We start from the raw sequence: 17,796 nt of genomic DNA on the forward strand, positions 1-17,796 counted from the left end.
GGGGGGTGTGCGCGCGGGCAGCGGGGTGGCCCGACGGGGGGGGGGGGGGGGCCCGTTCGGTGCCCGCCCGCCGCCGTGGGCGATCGTTTTCCGCCGCCCGGGGTGAGGCCGTGTCCGGCTGTCCTCCGCTTGTCTTGCGCCGTCTCGCGTCCCGGTCGGTTCAGTACGGCCAGATGGGCGGGTCGTTGACGAACCGGCCGCCCAGGTGGGTCTGGGCGGGGTTCCGCGGGTCCAGCTCGCCGTGCTCGGCGATCAGCTTCTCCGCGAACTGCTCGGAGTCGTCCTGCGGCTCGTAGCCGAGCGCCCGGGCGCCGGCCAGGTCCCACCACAGGCGGGTGTTGGCGGAGGAGCCGTAGACGACGGTGTGGCCGACCTGCTCGGCGGTCAGGGCCGCGTGGAAGAGCCGGGCGCCGTCGGCGGGGCTCATCCACACCGAGAGCATGCGCACGTCGGCCGGCTCGGCGAAGCAGGAGCCGATGCGGACGGAGACGGTCTCCAGGCCGTGCCGGTCCCAGTAGAGCTGGGCGAGGTCCTCGCCGAAGGACTTGGACAGGCCGTAGAAGGTGTCCGGGCGGTGCGGGGTGTCGATCGGGATCAGTGGATCGCCCGCGCGCGGGGCCGGGGTGTAGCCGACGGCGTGGTTGGAGGAGGCGAAGACGATACGCGGCACGCCGGCCTCGCGGGCGGCCTCGTACAGGTTGTAGGTGCCCTCGATGTTCGCGCGGAGGATCTTCTCGAAGGGTGCCTCCAGGGAGATCCCCGCGAGGTGCAGGACCGCGTCCGCGCCCCGCACCGCTTCCCGCAGCGCGTCCCGGTCGCCGAGGTCGGCGGTGATCGCGTCCGGCTCGCCGTCGATCGGGCGGACGTCGAAGAGGCGCAGCTCGTAGCCGTACTCCGGGAGCAGGGACCGCATCAGGGTGCCGAGCCCGCCTGCGGCGCCGGTGAGCAGTAGCGTGCGGGGAGTGGGCATCCAAGTCTCCTCGGTCGGCGTCCTCCGGGTGACCCAGGAGGTCTCATTCATGTCTGGCATTCACATGCGTGGACACGCTAGGGAGGTGCGGTACACCTCGTCAAGTGTGCCGTGGAGTGCGGGAATCCGCTCAGGTGTTGGTCGTTTGGCTCCTTGACCGACCCTGAGGGGACCTCGTAACGTGGTCACGTTCATGAATATGGACGCTGATCAGACACATGCATCAAGACACATGCATCAACAGGGAGCGCCCGTGACGCCAGCCCCTCTCGCCTCGCGGCTCCGTGACCCGCGCGGGCCGCTCTTCTTCCCCGTCACGGCCTACGGCCCCGACGGCTCCCTCGACCTCGACGTCTACCGCGAGCATGTGCGCCGGGGTGTCGAGGCCGGTGCCGCCGCCGTGTTCGCCTGCTGCGGCACCGGGGAGTTCCACGCACTGCTGCCCGAGGAGTTCGAGGCCTGCGTGGGCGCGGCCGTGGCGGCCACCGAGGGCCGGGTACCGGTGATCGCAGGGGCCGGCTACGGCACCGCGCTCGCCGTGCGCTACGCGCGTCTCGCCGCGGCGGCGGGCGCCGACGGCCTGCTCGCCATGCCGCCCTACCTGGTGGCCGCCGGCCAGGAGGGCCTGCTGCGGCACTACCGGGAGGTGGCCGCGGCGACCGGTCTCCCGGTGATCGTCTACCAGCGGGACAATGCGGTGTTCACCCCGCCCACGGTCGTCGAACTCGCCCGCACCGAAGGCATCATCGGCTTCAAGGACGGCCTCGGCGACCTGGACCTGATGCAGCGCATCGTCAGCGCCGTCCGCACCGAGGTCCCCGGCGACTTCCTCTACTTCAACGGCCTGCCGACCGCCGAACAGACCCAGCTCGCCTACCAGGCCATCGGCATCACCCTCTATTCCTCGGCCGTCTTCTGCTTCGTCCCCGAGATCGCCCTCGCCTTCCACGCCGCCCTGCGCGAGGGGGACCGGCCGACGGTGGAGCGCCTGCTGGACGGCTTCTACCGCCCGTTCGTCGAACTCCGCGCCCAGGGCCGGGGATACGCCGTCTCCCTGGTCAAGGCGGGCGTACGGCTGCGCGGTCTGGACGTCGGCGAGGTCCGGCCCCCGCTGCACGAGCCGGGCGAGGACCATGTGAAGCAGCTCGCCCAGCTGATCGACCGCGGGTACGCACTGCTGGAGGAGGGCGCGTGACGGCGCCGGCGGCATCCGCGGGAGGACGGCTGAAGACGTCGGCGTTCGTCTACCCCTGGGACGTGAACGGGGATCCCGGGGCTCCGGAGCGGATCGCCGCGCTCGGCGTGGACCAGGTGACCCTCGCCTCCGCCTACCACTCCACCCGCGCGCTGACCCCCCGGCACCCGCGCCACCGCATCGTCACCGCCGAGTACGCGGCCGTCTACTACCCGGCGGGCGACCACTGGGCGGACCGACGGCTCCGCCCCCACCCGGCCGGCGACTGGGCCCCCGGCGACGCCTACGGAGAGGCCGCCGAAGCCCTGGCCGGCGCCGGCCTCGACGTCCACACCTGGGTGATCCTCGCCCACAGCTCCCGCCTGGGCGCCGAGCACCCGGACACCTCGGTCGTCAACGCCTACGGCGACCGCTACCCCTGGGCCCCCTGCATCGCCCAGCCCGCCACGCGCGCGTACCTGACCGACCTCGCCGCCGAGGCCGCCGTCCGCCCGGGCGCGGCCGGCACCGAACTGGAGTCCCTCGGCTGGTACGGCCTCCAGCATCTGCACGCCCACGACAAGACCGCGGGCGTCGCCCTCGGAGACGCCGGCCAGTACCTGATGGCGCTCTGCTTCTGCCCGGCCTGCCGGACCGGGTACGGCGAACAGGGCCTGGACGCCGACGCGTTGGCCACGGCCGTCCGGGAGGCCCTGGAGCCGCTGTGGCGGGGCGCGGCGGACGACGGCGGGTGGCCGACGGTCGAGAAGCTGCTCGGCGAACCGGTGGCGGCGGCCACCCGTGCGTGGCGCGACGGGCGGGCCCGCACGCTCCAGGAGGCGGCCGTGGCCGCGGTGCGCGCGGCGGCCCCCGAGGGCTTCCAGGTGCTGCTGCACGCCGACCCGGTGGCCTACCACTGCGGCGCCAACGCGGGCGTGGACCCCGCGCACGTGCTGTCGGTCGCGGACGGCGTCGTGGTCCCCTGCGCGGGCGGTACGGCCCTGCTGACGCCCTTCGCGGAACACGCGCGCGAGGACACGGTCCTGGCCGCCAACTTCACGGTGGTCTCCGGGATGGGCGGCAGCCCCGGCACCCTGGCGGCCGACGCGGCCCGCGCGCGTGCGCTGGGCGCGACCGAACTGCGGCTGTATCACGCCGGGTTGGCGTCCGACGGCGACCTGGCGGCGGTGCGGGAGGCGCTGCGCCGAGCCAGTGACCCGGCGGTGGCCAGCAGCGCACCGCCGAAGACCGCCAACAGCAGCCGGTGATCGACTAGTTCGACGAGAGCGGCCCCGACGGCCAGTCCGAGCACGTTCGGTGTGAACATCAGCGTGCCGGCGGTCGCGGTGGCCCGCCCCAGCGCCGCGGCCGGGATCTCGCGCTGTACGGCGGTGTAGGCGGCGATCAGCACACAGGGCAGCCCGAGCCCGCCCGCCGCACTGCACGCCAGCACCACCGCGTCGTACGGTACCGCCCGTGCGGCCAGCGCGACCCCCGTCAGCGCGATGCCGTACGCGGCGAACCGGCGCTCGCCGAGCCGCCGCAGGGCGGGCCCCGAGATCAGCCCGACCGCGACCGAGCCGACGCCCTGGACGGCGTACAGCACGCCGGTGTAGGCGGGGGAGTGGCCGAGGGCGTCCACCACCGCGTAGTTCAGGCTGCTGCCGAGCGAGACGAGACACATCGTGACGCCACCGGCACGCACCAGCGGACGCAGGGCCGGATGCCCCCACAGCAGCCGGACGCCCTCGGCGGTCTGCTGCCGCCGGCTCCCGGTCGCCGGCCGCGGGCGTTCCTCGCGCACCCGGAGCAGCGCGCACACCCCCGCCGCCAGCACGAAGGTACCGGCGTCCAGCACCGCCACGCTCGGCCCGCCGTACGCCGTGTACAGCGCGGCGCCGGTCAGCGGGGCGACCAGCTTCATGCCCTCGCGGGCGGTCATCCGTAGCCCGTTGAAGTCACCGAGGAGGGCCGGGTCGACGGCGGCCGCGACCAGGGCGGAGTTGGCCGCGTCCTCGACGACGCCTGCCGCGCCGTAGAGGACGAGGACGGTGAAGAGGAGCCAGACGGAGCCGGGCGAGTCGACCGTCCAGAGGAGGAGCAGGAGGACGGCGAGGGCGAGGTTCAGGCGGATGAGCAGGGGCTTGCGGCGGACGCGATCGGCGAGGGTGCCGAGGGCCGGGCCGAGCAGGGTGGGGGCCCACAGCGCGGCGGTGCACAGGGCGGCGAGGCCGTCGGAGCCGGTGAGGTCCTTGACCCAGACGCCCGACACGAGCCAGAGCGCGGAGCTGCCGAAGCCGGACACCACGACACCGGTGAGGTAGAGGGCCGCGTTGCGGTCGCGGAGCAGGCGGGTCACGGTCCAGGAGGTGGTCATGCCTGGTCATCGTGGAGCTAAGGAGGGGGTGCGGGGATCGGGAAGGTGCCTTAGAAGGACGGCGGACGGCGTGCGAACCGCCTGCCGGTGCGGGAAGGCGCGCCGTTGCCGGAGCGGGCGGTGGGGCTGAGTGGACGGGATCCGGGCTGGAAGCCGTAAGGGGACCGGGCCGGAATCCGTAGAGCGACGCAAACGGTGAGCGGGCGGGGACCCGGATCCGTACTCTCCTCGCCATGGCACTGAGCCTCACCGTCCTCGGCACGGCCTCTCCGCACCCCCGGCCCGGCCGCCCGTGCTCCGGCTACCTGCTGCGGGGCGGGGGTGCCGAGGTGTGGGTGGACGCGGGGACCGGGACCTTCGCGGAATTGCAGCGGCACACGGATCCGGCGCGACTCACGGCGATCTGGATCTCGCACCTGCACGCGGACCACAGCGCGGATCTGCTGGCCGCGGCCTACGCGTACGCCTTCGGCGGGATGACGCCGGCCGCGCCGATACCGGTGTACGCGCCGCAGGAGTGCGCGCACCGGCTGGCGAGCTTCTTCGGGCGATCGGATCTCGGCTTCCTGAGCGGAGTGTTCGACTTCCGGCCCCTGTACGACGGGCACATGGTCCGGCACTGGAACCTGCGGCTCGCCGCGCGGGCGGTGGCCCACGACGTCGAGGCCTACGGGCTGCGCGCCGAATGCCAGGGGAGCGTACTGGCGTACTCCGGGGACAGCGGTCCGTGCGACGCGCTGACCGAGCTGGCCGCCCGCGCGGACGTCTTCCTGTGCGAGGCCGACATCGACGAGCATCGCGATGGCGAACAGGTCCATCTGACACCGGAGGACGCGGGGCGGATCGCCCGGGCGGCGGGGGCGCGGGAGCTGCTGGTCACGCATGTGGGGCCGACGCTGACGAGGGAGATGGCGGCGGCCCGGGCGGGGGCGGTGTCGGAGCGGCCCACCAGTGTGGCGCGGGAGGGGGAGGCCAGGGGTTTCTGAAACGGGTGACACACCTCAACGGACCCGCACATCCCGACGATTGCTCATGGAACCGGCACCGGTGGCGCTACGCTGCCTGTCGTGCAGGGGACGCGTCTCGACACGGCTCGGATCCGGGCGGCCCGCCAGGTGATCGACCCGGTCTTTCTCGACACTCCGCTGTACCGCTGCGAGGCACTGGAACCCGGCCTCGGGTGCACGGTGAGCATCAAGCTCGAAACGGCGAACCCGGTCCGCAGCTTCAAGGCCCGCGGCACCGAGGTGGTCGCGAGCCTGCTCGCCGGCCATGCCTCGCCGGCCGCGGTGTGCGCGAGCGCGGGCAACCTCGGCCAGGCCCTCGCGTGGTCCGGTCGCGGCCGGGGGCTCGACGTCACCGTCGTGGCATCCCGCTCGGCGACGCGGGCCAAGCTCGATCGCATCCGCGCGCTGGACGCCCGGTTGGAGCTGGTGGACGGCGACCACGAGACGGCCCGCGAGCGGGCGGCGGCCATCGCACGGTACGACGGCATCCGGCTGGTCGAAGACAGCCTGGACATCGAGACCTGCGAGGGTGCGGCGACCATCGGCCTGGAACTGGTGGACAGCACGCCGTCGTTCGACACCGTCCTGATCGCTCTCGGCGGCGGGGCGCTGGCCACCGGCGTGGGTCATGTGGTGAAGGCGTTGGCGCCCGAAGTCGAGGTGATCTGCGTCCAGCCGCTGGGCGCACCGGCGCTGACCCGCTCGTGGCACCGGCGGCGTGTCGTCACCACCGACTCGACCGACACCATCGCCGACGGTGTCGCCGGCCGGCGTCCCATCCCGGCCGTCCTGGACGATCTCCTCCTGGTCGCCGACGACGCCGTCCTGGTCCAGGAGGCGTCGATCATCGCCGGTATGCGGATGCTCCTCGACCATGCCGGCCTCATCGTCGAACCTTCGGCCGCGCTCGGCATCGCGGCGGTCCTCGAAGACCGTGACCGCTTCGCCGGCCGGCACGTCGTCACGATCGTCTGCGGCAGCAACGTCGACGTGGACGCCTACCACCGCTGGGTCGGCGCGGCTCCCCTCGACAGGGCCTGACCGGCCGGCGCCCGGCTTCCTCCTCCAACCCCCCTTTGTCAGAAGCATTGACGAAACACAGCCGTCCTCCTACCTTCATCCGCGTCGTACTTCGTACGTCATATATGAGACGCGATACGCGAGATCAGATACGTCAGACCGGCTCGCCGGAGCCGGTACGTGACCCCGAGAGGCGCGCATGACCTCTGTGCCCATGCCGATCCCGTCCCGGACGCAGTATGTGCTGGACGCGATCAAGCACCGCATCCTCACCGGCCGGCTGACGCCCGGTCAGGCCCTGGTGGAGACCGAGCTGGCCGCGCAGTTCGGGGTGTCCAAGACCCCCGTGCGGGAGGCGCTCAAGACACTCGCCGGGACCGGGCTGGTCGTGATGAACCAGTACAAGGGCGTCACGGTGCGCATGGTGGACGCCGACATGGCGCGTGAGGTCTACGACGTACGGCTCCTTCTCGAACCCGAGGCGCTCCGCCGGGCCGTGAGGAGAGGCGCCTCCCTGGACGCCGCCCGCGACGCCCTCACCCGGGCCGACGACGCGACCGACACCGCCGAACGCTCCCTCGCCAACCGGGACTTCCACCGCGCCCTCTACCTTCCGTGCGGCAACCCGCTGCTCGGCCGGATGCTCGACGAGGTCCGCGACCAGGCCGCCCTCGTCTCCGCCGTCGCCTGGGCCGCCTCCCCCTCCTGGGAACAGGAGGCCGGCGAGCACCGCGAGATCCTGCGGCTGGCCCTGGCGGGCGACGCCGACGGCGCCGCCGGTGCCCTGCACGCCCACATCGCGTCCTTCGTCGAGCGTGCGTACCCCGAAGCCCAGGCAACGGAAGGACAGGAATGAGCAGCGTGGCGTTCGAGGCCCAACGGGCGGCCCTGGCCGACGTCGTGGCCATCCCGGTGACCCCCTTCGCCGCGGACGGCAGCGTCGACCGGACCGCCCACCGGGCCCTGCTGCGCCGCCTCCTCGACGGCGGGATCCGCACCCTCACCCCCAACGGCAACACCGGCGAGTTCTACGCCCTCACCCCTGAGGAGCGGCGGCTCGTCACCGAACTGACCCTTGAGGAGGCCGGGGAGCGGGCCGCGATCCTCGTCGGCGTCGGACACGACGTGCCGACCGCCGTGGCCTCCGCCCGGCACGCCCGGGAGCGCGGCGCCCGGATGGTGATGGTCCATCAGCCCGTGCATCCGTACGTCTCGCAGGCCGGCTGGGTCGACTACCACCGCGCCATCGCCGAGTCCGTGCCCGGTCTGGGCGTCGTCCCCTACGTCCGCAACGCCCAGCTCCCCGGCGCCCGCCTCGCCGAACTCGCCGACGCCTGCCCCAACGTGATCGGCGTCAAGTACGCCGTCCCCGACGCCGCCAAGTTCGCCGCGTTCGCCCGCGACGCCGGTCTCGACCGCTTCGTCTGGGTCGCCGGGCTCGCCGAACCCTACGCGCCCTCCTACTTCTCGGCCGGCGCCACCGGCTTCACCTCCGGACTGGTGAACGTCGCCCCGGCCGTTTCGCTGAACATGATCGAAGCGCTTCGATCCGGCGACTACCCGGCCGCCATGAAGGTCTGGGAACAGATCCGCCGCTTCGAGGAACTCCGCGCGGCCAACGGCTCCGCGAACAACGTCACCGTCGTCAAGGAGGCCCTCGCCTCCCTCGGCCTCTGCCGCCGCGACGTCCGCCCGCCCAGCAGGCAGCTGCCCGAGGAAGAGCGCGCCGAGGTCGCCGCCATCGCCTCCGGATGGTCCCTGTGAACGCGCCTCGCAAGCGGCCCGAGGAACTCCGCAGCCACCAGTGGTACGGCACCGAGGGCCTGCGCTCCTTCAGCCACCGCGCCCGCACCCGCCAGCTCGGCTACCTCCCCGAGGAGCACCTCGGCAAGCCGGTCATCGCGATCCTCAACACCTGGTCGGACATCAATCCCTGTCATGTGCACCTCCGTGACCGGGCGCAGGCGGTCAAGCGGGGCGTGTGGCAGGCGGGCGGCTTCCCGCTGGAGTTCCCGGTCTCCACGCTCTCCGAGACCTTCCAGAAGCCGACCCCCATGCTCTACCGCAACCTCCTCGCCATGGAGACCGAGGAGCTGCTGCGGTCGTACCCCGTCGACGGCGCCGTGCTCATGGGCGGCTGCGACAAGTCCACCCCCGCCCTCCTCATGGGCGCCGCCTCCGTCGACCTGCCGGCCGTCTTCGTGCCCGCCGGCCCGATGCTCCCCGGCCACTGGCGGGGCGAGGTCCTCGGTTCCGGCACCGACATGTGGAAGTACTGGGACGACAAGCGCGCCGGCCTGATCGGCGACTGCGAGATGACGGAGCTGGAGAGCGGCCTGGCCCGCTCGCCCGGTCACTGCATGACCATGGGGACGGCCTCCACCCTCACCGCCGCCGCCGAGGCCCTCGGCGTGACCGTCCCGGGCGCGTCCAGCATCCCGGCCGTCGACTCGGGGCACGACCGGATGGCCGCCGGGGCGGGGATGCGGATCGTCGAACTCGTCCACCGGGACCGGAGGCTCTCCCAGCTCCTCACCCCCGAGGCCTTCGAGGACGCCGTCACCACCGTCCTCGGGCTCGGCGGCTCCACCAACGCCGTCATCCACCTCATCGCCATGGCCGGACGGGCGGGGGTGCGGCTCACCCTGGACGACTTCGACCGCATCGCCCGCACCGTGCCCGTCCTCGCCAACGTCCGGCCCGGGGGGCAGACGTACCTCATGGAGGACTTCCACTTCGCGGGCGGCCTCCCGGGCTTCCTCTCCCGTATCCCCGACCTGCTCCACCTCGACCGGCCGACGGTCTCCCACGACACCTACCGCGAGCAGCTCGCCGGCGCCCGGGTGCACGACGACGACGTCATCCGGCCCCGCGACAACCCGGTGGCCGCCGAGGGCGGAGTCGCCGTGCTGCGCGGCAACCTCTGCCCGGACGGCGCCGTCATCAAGCACATCGCCGCCGAACCGCGGCTCCTCGAGCACACCGGGCCCGCCGTCGTCTTCGACGACTACCGGACCATGCAGCGCACCATCAACGACCCCGCCCTCGGCATCACCGCCGACAGCGTGCTCGTGCTGCGCAACGCCGGGCCCAGGGGCGGCCCCGGCATGCCCGAGTACGGCATGCTGCCCATCCCCGACCACCTGCTGAAGCAGGGCGTGCGGGACATGGTGCGGATCTCCGACGCCCGGATGAGCGGCACGAGTTACGGCGCCTGCGTCCTGCACATCGCGCCCGAGTCGTACATCGGCGGGCCGCTCGCCCTCGTCCGCACCGGGGACCCCATCACCCTGGACGTGGCGGCCCGCAGCCTCCGGCTCCACGTGGGCGACGAGGAGCTGGCGCGGCGCCGGGCCGAGTGGACGCCGCCGCCCGCCCGGTACGAGCGCGGCTACGGCGCGCTCTACGACCAGCAGATCACCCAGGCCGACACCGGCTGTGACTTCGAGTTCCTGGCCCGGCCGGGCGAGGTCCCGGACCCGTACGCGGGCTGACCGCACCACCCGTAACCGCCCACAACTGCCTCTGATGATCGTCGAAGCGCTTCAACCGCGTGCATTGAGCAAGCGCTTCCTGCACCCGCTGTAACCAAAGCGAACGGAGAACAGTCATGGCCCAAGCCGCAGCCGTGGCGAAACCGCCCGCGCCACCCCGGCGGCGCCGTGCCTCCGCGACGCCGCGCAGGCTGCCGTATCTGCTGATCGCCCCGGCGGCCCTGCTGATGCTGGGCTTCATCGCCTACCCGGTGCTCAGCGTCTTCTACTACAGCCTGCAGAACTACAACCCGACCAAGCCCTGGCGGAACGGCTTCGCGGGTCTCGGCAACTTCACCCAGGCCTTCGCGCACGACCCGCAGTTCTGGTCCACGCTGACCTTCAGCGCCAAGTGGGTCGTGGTGGAAGTCGGGTTGCAGCTGCTGTTCGGTCTGGCGCTGGCGCTCATCGTCAACCAGACGTTCGTCGGGCGGGCGCTGGGCCGGGCGCTGGTCTTCTCGCCGTGGGCCGTCTCCGGCGTGCTGACCTCCGCGATCTGGGTGCTGCTCTACAACTCCCAGACGGGCATCACCCGTTACCTCGCCGACGCGGGCATCGGGTCGTACGGCACCAGCTGGCTCTCCGACACCTCGACGGTGTTCCCGGCGGCCGTGGTCGCCGACCTGTGGCGCGGCGTCCCCTTCTTCGCGATCCTCATCCTCGCCGACCTCCAGTCCGTCTCCAAGGACCTGTACGAGGCCGCCGAGGTCGACGGGGCCGGCCGGATCAAGCAGTTCTGGCACATCACCTTGCCGCACCTCAAGGACGCCATCGTCCTCTCCACGCTGCTGCGCGCGGTGTGGGAGTTCAACAACGTCGACCTGCTCTACACCCTGACGGGAGGCGGTCCGGCGGGAGAGACGACGACCCTTCCCCTCTACATCGCCAACACCAGTGTCGACGCCCACAACTTCGGCTACGCCTCCGCGCTGACCACGGTGGCGTTCGTGATCCTGCTCTTCTTCTCGGTGGTCTACCTGCGGCTGAGCAAGTTCGGAGGCGAGGCCAAGTGATCACCGAGATCGCCCCCGAGGCCGAACCCGTCGCGTCCGCACCCGCCCGGCCGGGGAAGCGGCGCCGCGCCTGGGACGAGGCCCCCCGCTGGGGGATCTACCTCCCCCTCGGGATCTACCTCCTCTTCACCCTCGTCCCCTTCTACTGGATCCTGCTCTTCGCCCTGCGCCCGGCCGGCTCCACCTCCCTGGTGCCCTGGCCGGTCACCTTCGAGCACTTCCGGAAGGTGTGGACCGAGCGCAGCTTCGGCACCTACTTCACCAACAGCGTCTACGTCGGTGTCGCCACCCTGCTGCTGACCACGGTCGTCGCGCTGGCCGGCGGCTACGCCCTGGCCCGCTTCGACTTCCGGCTCAAGCGCGGCTTCATGCTGGGCCTGCTCTGCTCCCAGTTCGTGCCCGGCGCGCTGCTCCTGGTGCCGCTCTTCCAGATCTTCGCCAAGCTCCAGATGATCAACTCGCTCGGCAGTGTCGTCATCGCCGAGACCGTCTTCCAGCTGCCGTTGTCGATGATCCTGATCAGCGGCTTCATCAGGAACGTGCCGTACTCCCTGGAGGAGGCCGCCTGGGTCGACGGCTGCAACCGGTTCACCGCCTTCCGGATCGTCGTCCTCCCGATGCTGCGGCCCGGGCTGATCGCGGTCGGCTCCTTCGCCTTCGTGCACGCCTGGAACCACTTCCTGTTCGCCCTGATGTTCCTGTCCGACCAGAGCAAGCAGACCATCCCGGTCGGCCTCAACACCCTGATGAGCGCGGACAGCGTCGACCTGGGCGCACTGGCCGCGGGCGGGATCATCGCCGCCGTACCGGTGGTGATCGTCTTCGCCTTCATCCAGAAGTGGCTGATCACCGGCTTCAGCGCGGGGGCGGTGAAGGGATGAGACACCTCACGGGCCGACCGGGCCGGACGCTTACCCTGCACGCAAAGATCGACAGCGCAGGGAGCATGCCGTGAACTCTTCGACCATCGACATCGTGCTGGCGGGGGCGCGCGGCCACGGCCGCTGGCACCTGGAGAACATCCGCCGCCTCCAGGAGAGGGGGGTCGTCCGGCTCGCCGGCATCTGCGAGCTGACCCCGCTCGGCGCGGACGAACTGCCCGAGGGTCTCGGCACGCCCGAGCAGTCCGCCGACTTCGGCGCCCTGCTGGACTCGACCGGCGCCCGGATCGCCGTGATCTGCACCCCGATCCCCACCCACACCGACCTCGCCCTGACCGCCGCCGAGCGGGGCGTGCACCTGCTCCTGGAGAAGCCGCCGGCACCGTCCTACGCGGAGTTCCGGCGGATGGCCGACGGGGTCGCCAAGGCGGGCGTGGCCTGCCAGATCGGCTTCCAGTCGCTGGGCTCGGGCGCCGTGCCCGCGATCCGCAAGCTGCTCGCCGAGGGCGCGATCGGTGACGTGGTGGGGGTGGGCGGGGCCGGCGCCTGGGCCCGCGCCGAGTCCTACTTCCGGCGGGCGCCCTGGGCCGGCAAGCGGCGCCTCGGCGGCGTGGACGTCGTCGACGGCGTCCTCACCAACCCCTTCGCGCACTCCGTCGCCACCGGCCTCGCCCTGCTCGGCACCCCCCGCGCCGAGGACGTCACCGGCATCGAGACCGAACTGCTGCGCGCCAACGACATCGAGTCCGACGACACCTCCTGCGTCCGCGTCACCACCCCGCGCGGCCCGCTCACCGTCGCCGCCACGCTCTGCGCCGAGGAACCGGGGGACCCGTACGTCCTGGTGCACGGCACCAGCGGCCGCATCACCTTCTGGTACAAGCAGGACCGGGTGCTGGTGCAGCGGGCGGGCCACGGTCCGCAGGAGACCGCGTACGGCAGCACGGACCTGCTGGAGAACCTCGCCGACCACCTCACCACCGGCGCCGCACTGCTGGTCGAACCGGACTCGACGGGCGCCTTCATGAAGGTCGTTGAAGCGATTCGACTGGCCGACGACCCGGCCGCGCTGCCCGCCGACGCCTGGCACTTCCTGCCCGAGGAGGACCGCCGGGTCGTCACCGGCATCGACGCACTGGTCGCGGCCTGTGCCGACACCCTCGCCCTCTACTCCGAGCTGTCCGCCCCCTGGGCCCCACCGAAAGCGGTGAGCACATGACAGACACCCTGGTGTTACGGGTCGCGGGCCGCCCGGTCGCCCGTTACGTCACCCGGCCCGAACTGCCGGCCCGCCTCTCCCCGCGGCCCTACCTGCACCCCGTCACCACCCTGGCCGGCCGGGCGGTCACCGAGCTGACCCCGGCCGACCACACCCACCACCTCGGCGTCGGTGTCGCCGTTCCCGACGTCGGGGGGTTCAACTTCTGGGGCGGGCGGACCTTCGTCCGGGACCGGGGTCCGACCGAACTGGACAACCACGGCGCCCAGCGCCACCTGGCCTTCCAGCTGTGCGACCCCGACGGGTTCGTGGAAGAGCTGCGCTGGACCGCCGCCGGCACCGAGCTGCTGCGCGAGCGGCGCACGGTCGCCGCGACCGAACTCACCGACACCGCCTGGGCGCTGGACTTCACCTTCTCCCTCACCAACGTCACCGAAGACCCGCTCTCGATCGGCAGCCCCGCCACCAACGGACGCCCCGGCGCGGCCTACGGCGGCTACTTCTGGCGGGCCCGCAAGGAGGCCACCGCCCCGGACGTCTTCACGGCCGACCAGGAGGGCGAGCAGGCGGTGCACGGCCGGAGCGCCGACTGGCTGGCGCTGGCCGGCACCGACTGGACCCTCGTCCTCGCCGGAGCCACCGCGGACACCCGCCGCGACCCCTGGTTCGTCCGCACCGCCGAGTACCCGGGCGTCGGCTCCTCACTGGCCCCCGTCGAACGGCTGCCGGTCCCGCCCGGCGAGACCGTCGTACGGCGCGTCGTCACCGTCGTCGCCGACGGGCGGCTCGGGCGGGGCGAAGCGGCCGCCCTGGTCCGCAAGGCGGTGACCCAATGACCACTTTCGCCGAGGCCGAGGCCCGGATCGGCGCCGCGTAGCCGCACGTCCGCACCACCGCACATCTCCATTGGATCCAGAAGAAGAGAGCCGACCAATGAAGAGCAGCATCCGCATTCGCAGAAGCAGGCGTGCGGCCGTCGCCGTCGCCCTGGGCTCCGTGCTCGCCCTGACCGCCACCGCCTGCGGCGACGACGGCAGCGGCAGCGCGGGGGACAAGGGCAACGAGGGCTCCGGCAAGGGCACGATCACCTTCTGGGACAACAACGGCGGTGTCCGCACCGACGTCTGGAAGCAGATCATCGCCGACTTCGAGAAGCAGAACCCCGGCATCAAGGTCGACTACGTCGGGGTGCCCGCCGCCAGTGTGCAGTCCAAGTACGACACCTCCATCCAGGGCGGCGGACTCCCGGACGTCGGCGGTGTCGGCACCGCGATGCTCGCGGAGATCGCCGCGCAGGGTGCCCTCGAGCCGCTGGACAGCCGGCTCGCGAAGAGCTCCCTGAACGGCAAGCTCAACGAGAAGTTCCTGGAGAGCGTGAAAGCCGCCGGCGGTGACGGGAAGACCTATTCCGTGCCGACGTCCGCGAACAACGGCACGCTCTGGTACCGGACCGATCTGTTCGGTGCGGCCAAGCTGGACCCGCCGACCACCTGGACGAACTTCTTCGCGGCGGCCGACAGACTCACCGACCAGGGGCACAACAAGTTCGGATACACCATCCGGGGCGGTGAGGGGTCGATAGCCCAGGCGCTGGACGCCATGTACGGGCAGAGCGGGATCACCTCGTTCTGGAACGGCGACAAGACGACGGTGAACGATCCGAAGAACGTCGCCGCTCTGGAGAAGTACGTCGGGCTCTACAAGAAGGACACCCCGTCCGCCGACGTCAACAACGACTTCACCAAGATGGTCGCGCAGTGGGACTCCGGCACGATCGGGATGCTGAGCCACAACCTCGGGTCCTACGCCGATCACGAGAAAGCGCTGAGCGGGAAGTTCAAGGGGATTCCCAATCCCACGCTCGACGACGGGACCCGGGTGCAGGTGTCCAACCCGGTCGACGGTCTCGGGCTGTTCAAGGCCGGCAAGAACAAGGCCGCCGCCTGGAAGTTCATCGAGTTCGCGGCCTCCCACGGGGCCAACAGCGAGTGGAACGAGTCGGCGGGGCAGGTGCCGGCGAACAACGAGGCGGCGCGGGACGCCTGGGTACAGGCGTCGGAGCCGACGAAACTGGCCGCCGAGGCGCTCAACGGGACGTCGACCAAGATCGTGCAGCTTCCTTACTATCTGCCGGACTGGAACACCGTTTCCAAGGCCGACAACGAGCCGAACTTCCAGAAAGTGCTGCTGGGGAAACTGACGGCGAAGGAGTTCCTGGACACGTTGGCCGATCAGCTTGACAAGGCTCAGGCGGACTGGAAGAAGAACCACTGATTTCGGGTGGTTGCGGTGGTGGGGGACTGCAGGTCTGTTGTGGCTGGTCGCGCAGTTCCCCGCGCCCCTGGGTAGGTCATGTCATCCCCTGTTTGAAAGGTGACCCGCGTGTCCCTTACGCGCAGACAGGTAACTTCCGCGGCTCTTGGCGCCGTTCCTCTCGTCGGGCGTTCACCCGAGAGGCGTAGGACCCTTTACATCGCCGGAGACTCCACCGCCGCCCAGAAATACGCCGACGCGGCTCCCGAGACCGGATGGGGAATGGCTCTCCCCTTCTTCTTGCGGAAGGAGATCACCGTCTCCAACCAGGCTGTCAACGGGCGTAGTTCCAAGAGCTTCGTCGACGAGGGGCGGCTCGACGCCATTCTCGCCACCGTCCGGCCGCGGGATCTGCTCCTCGTCCAGTTCGCGCACAACGACGAGAAGAGCGACGATCCCACCCGGTACACCGAGCCCTGGACCACCTATCAGGACTATCTGCGCCTCTACGTGGAAGGCGCCCGCGCGCACGGTGCCCGGCCGGTCCTCGCCACGCCCGTGGAGCGGCGGAGGTTCGACGCCGACGGCAACGCCGTGCCGACCCACGGCGACTACCCGGCGGCGATGCGTGCGCTGGCCGCACAGGAACGGGTGCCGCTGCTCGACATCGAGGCGCTGTCGCTCGCGCTGTGGCAGTCGCTCGGGGTCGAGGCGACCAAGACGTACTTCAACTGGACCGGCACCGAGCAGGACAACACGCACTTCAATCCGCCGGGGGCCGTCGCCGTGGCCCGGCTCGTGGCGCGGGAGCTGCCGCGCAGCCGGGTGCTGGCCCGGCACGACGTCATCCGGCTGCACGAGGACATCCCCACGTCCTGGATCACCTGGCCACCCGCATAGCTGAGGAGACCCGCACAGTGCGTACCTATATATGTCATGCACGCGTCATGGCGACGGTCGTGGGCTGCACTGCCCTCGTGCTCGCCGTGACCGGGACCGCCCAGGCCGCCGCCCCGCACCGGGCCGCGCTCGACCGCCAGGTGCTGGGCGCACACGACGGCTGGGGCGCCGCCACCACCGGGACCACCGGCGGGGCCGCCGCCGACTCCGCGCACGTCTACACCGTCACCACCTGGGACGGGTTCAAGGCCGCACTGGCCGACGGGGGCAGCGCGCCGAAGATCATCAGAGTCAAGGGGGCCATCGACGCGGACGGGCCGAGCTGCGACTCGTTCGCCGTGCCCGGCTACGACTTCGCCGCCTACCTCGCGAAGTACTCACCGGAGGCCTGGGGGCACTCCACCAACCTGGACGGCGAGCCCGACGACAGCCCGGAGGGGCTGCGCCGCGCCTCCGCCGCCCACCAGGACGCCTACATCAAGGCGGACGTCCCGGCCAACACGACCATCGTCGGCATCGGCAAGGACGCCGGTTTCAAGGGCGCCAGCCTGCAGATCAAGGCCGTCGACAACGTCATCGTCCGCAACCTGAGCTTCGAGAGCCCGCTCGACTGCTTCCCGCAGTGGGACCCGACCGACACCGCCGACGGCAACTGGAACTCCGAGTACGACAGCGCGGTGGTCTACGGATCGACCCATGTGTGGATGGACCACGACACGTTCACCGACGGTGACCACCCCGACAGCACCCTGCCCTCCTACTTCGGGCGGATCTACGAGCAGCATGACGGCGAGCTGGACATCGTCAAGGGCGCCGACTACGTCACCGCCTCCTGGAACGTCTTCGAGGACCACGACAAGACGATCCTCATCGGCAACAGCGACAGCGCCTCGACCGCGGCCGTCGACCGGGGGCACCTCAAGGTCACCTTCCACCACAACCTGTTCGCGAACCTGGTCGAGCGCGCCCCCCGGGTGCGGTTCGGGCAGGTCGACTCCTACAACAACCACTTCGTCGCCGAGGACGGCTACGGCTACAGCTACGGCATCGGCATCGAGTCCCAACTCGTCGCCGAGCACAACGCGTTCACCCTGCCCGACACCGTCGGGGCGGGCTCGGTCCTGAAGAAGTGGAACGAGTCGACGCTCACCGCCGACGACAACTACGTCAACGGTGAGCTGACGGACCTGATCGCCGTCCACAACGCGCAGATCCCTGCCGAGACCCTCCAGGCGGGCTCGACCTGGACCCCGACCCTGCGCACGAGGGTCGACCCGGCACGGGCCGTGCCGCGCATCGTCGACCGCGCGGCCGGGGCCGGCCGACTGCGCTGACCCCGTCGCGTCCCCGGGCCGGGGCGCCCCACCGCCCCGGCCCCTCCCTCACCCGAGCCGTACCGCGAACCTCACCCGAGCCGTACCGCGAACCTCACCCGAGCCGCACCGCGAA

16 protein-coding genes are annotated in these 17,796 nt (G+C 71.4%); 14 read left to right on the forward strand and 2 right to left on the reverse strand.

The window, feature by feature from the left end:
- Positions 1-160: 160 nt before the first annotated feature.
- Positions 161-970, reverse strand: coding sequence for an NAD-dependent epimerase/dehydratase family protein (locus tag ACFWXC_RS32545; RefSeq protein WP_384484147.1), 810 nt, complete (start codon positions 968-970; stop codon positions 161-163).
- Between the two features lie 253 nt (positions 971-1,223).
- Here ACFWXC_RS32545 and ACFWXC_RS32550 point away from each other — a divergent pair, with 253 nt between their 5' ends.
- Both ACFWXC_RS32550 and ACFWXC_RS32555 read left to right on the forward strand, forming a co-directional pair.
- Complete coding sequence (locus ACFWXC_RS32550) at positions 1,224-2,165, forward strand: 5-dehydro-4-deoxyglucarate dehydratase (RefSeq protein ID WP_384484149.1); 942 nt, start codon at positions 1,224-1,226, stop codon at positions 2,163-2,165.
- A gap of 29 nt (positions 2,166-2,194) precedes the next feature.
- Entirely contained in the window at positions 2,195-3,412 is a 1,218-nt protein-coding gene (locus tag ACFWXC_RS32555) for a hypothetical protein (RefSeq protein WP_384484372.1), read from the forward strand.
- Here the strand turns inward: ACFWXC_RS32555 and ACFWXC_RS32560 are convergent.
- Positions 3,295-4,521: an MFS transporter gene (locus tag ACFWXC_RS32560; protein ID WP_384484151.1), complete on the reverse strand. Its 1,227-nt coding sequence runs from the start codon at positions 4,519-4,521 to the stop codon at positions 3,295-3,297. The genes ACFWXC_RS32555 and ACFWXC_RS32560 overlap by 118 nt on opposite strands.
- 233 nt (positions 4,522-4,754) lie before the next feature.
- Here ACFWXC_RS32560 and ACFWXC_RS32565 point away from each other — a divergent pair, with 233 nt between their 5' ends.
- The 12 genes from ACFWXC_RS32565 (at position 4,755) to ACFWXC_RS32620 (ending at position 17,681) form a co-directional block, all read left to right on the forward strand.
- A complete protein-coding gene (locus tag ACFWXC_RS32565; RefSeq protein ID WP_384484153.1) occupies positions 4,755-5,507 on the forward strand; it encodes an MBL fold metallo-hydrolase in 753 nt (250 codons plus the stop codon).
- Positions 5,508-5,588: 81 nt separating this feature from the next.
- A complete protein-coding gene (locus tag ACFWXC_RS32570) occupies positions 5,589-6,569 on the forward strand; it encodes a threonine/serine dehydratase (RefSeq protein WP_384484155.1) in 981 nt (326 codons plus the stop codon).
- A gap of 178 nt (positions 6,570-6,747) precedes the next feature.
- Positions 6,748-7,404, forward strand: coding sequence for a GntR family transcriptional regulator (locus tag ACFWXC_RS32575; RefSeq protein WP_384484157.1), 657 nt, complete (start codon positions 6,748-6,750; stop codon positions 7,402-7,404).
- On the forward strand, positions 7,401-8,312 hold the full coding sequence (locus ACFWXC_RS32580; RefSeq protein ID WP_384484159.1) for a dihydrodipicolinate synthase family protein: 912 nt from the start codon (positions 7,401-7,403) through the stop codon (positions 8,310-8,312). Before ACFWXC_RS32575 ends, ACFWXC_RS32580 begins: the two co-directional genes overlap by 4 nt.
- Entirely contained in the window at positions 8,309-10,042 is a 1,734-nt protein-coding gene (araD, locus tag ACFWXC_RS32585; RefSeq protein WP_384484161.1) for an L-arabinonate dehydratase, read from the forward strand. The genes ACFWXC_RS32580 and araD overlap by 4 nt, the downstream gene beginning before the upstream one ends.
- A gap of 116 nt (positions 10,043-10,158) precedes the next feature.
- Entirely contained in the window at positions 10,159-11,094 is a 936-nt protein-coding gene (locus tag ACFWXC_RS32590) for a carbohydrate ABC transporter permease (RefSeq protein ID WP_384484163.1), read from the forward strand.
- Positions 11,091-11,975 (forward strand): carbohydrate ABC transporter permease, encoded by an 885-nt coding sequence (locus ACFWXC_RS32595; RefSeq protein ID WP_384484165.1) that lies wholly within the window; start codon positions 11,091-11,093, stop codon positions 11,973-11,975. Before ACFWXC_RS32590 ends, ACFWXC_RS32595 begins: the two co-directional genes overlap by 4 nt.
- A 70-nt stretch (positions 11,976-12,045) precedes the next feature.
- Positions 12,046-13,194: a Gfo/Idh/MocA family protein gene (locus tag ACFWXC_RS32600; RefSeq protein ID WP_384484167.1), complete on the forward strand. Its 1,149-nt coding sequence runs from the start codon at positions 12,046-12,048 to the stop codon at positions 13,192-13,194.
- On the forward strand, positions 13,191-14,030 hold the full coding sequence (locus ACFWXC_RS32605) for a PmoA family protein (RefSeq protein ID WP_384484169.1): 840 nt from the start codon (positions 13,191-13,193) through the stop codon (positions 14,028-14,030). The genes ACFWXC_RS32600 and ACFWXC_RS32605 overlap by 4 nt, the downstream gene beginning before the upstream one ends.
- A gap of 97 nt (positions 14,031-14,127) precedes the next feature.
- Positions 14,128-15,468 (forward strand): ABC transporter substrate-binding protein, encoded by a 1,341-nt coding sequence (locus ACFWXC_RS32610; RefSeq protein WP_384484171.1) that lies wholly within the window; start codon positions 14,128-14,130, stop codon positions 15,466-15,468.
- 108 nt (positions 15,469-15,576) lie between these two features.
- Positions 15,577-16,347 (forward strand): rhamnogalacturonan acetylesterase, encoded by a 771-nt coding sequence (locus ACFWXC_RS32615; RefSeq protein ID WP_384484173.1) that lies wholly within the window; start codon positions 15,577-15,579, stop codon positions 16,345-16,347.
- Positions 16,348-16,394: 47 nt separating this feature from the next.
- Positions 16,395-17,681, forward strand: a complete 1,287-nt coding sequence (locus ACFWXC_RS32620; RefSeq protein WP_384484175.1) for a polysaccharide lyase family 1 protein — start codon at positions 16,395-16,397, stop codon at positions 17,679-17,681.
- Positions 17,682-17,796 lie beyond the last annotated feature (115 nt).

The organism is Streptomyces sp. NPDC058683 (assembly GCF_042716195.1).
Classification (GTDB): Bacteria; Actinomycetota; Actinomycetes; order Streptomycetales; family Streptomycetaceae; genus Streptomyces.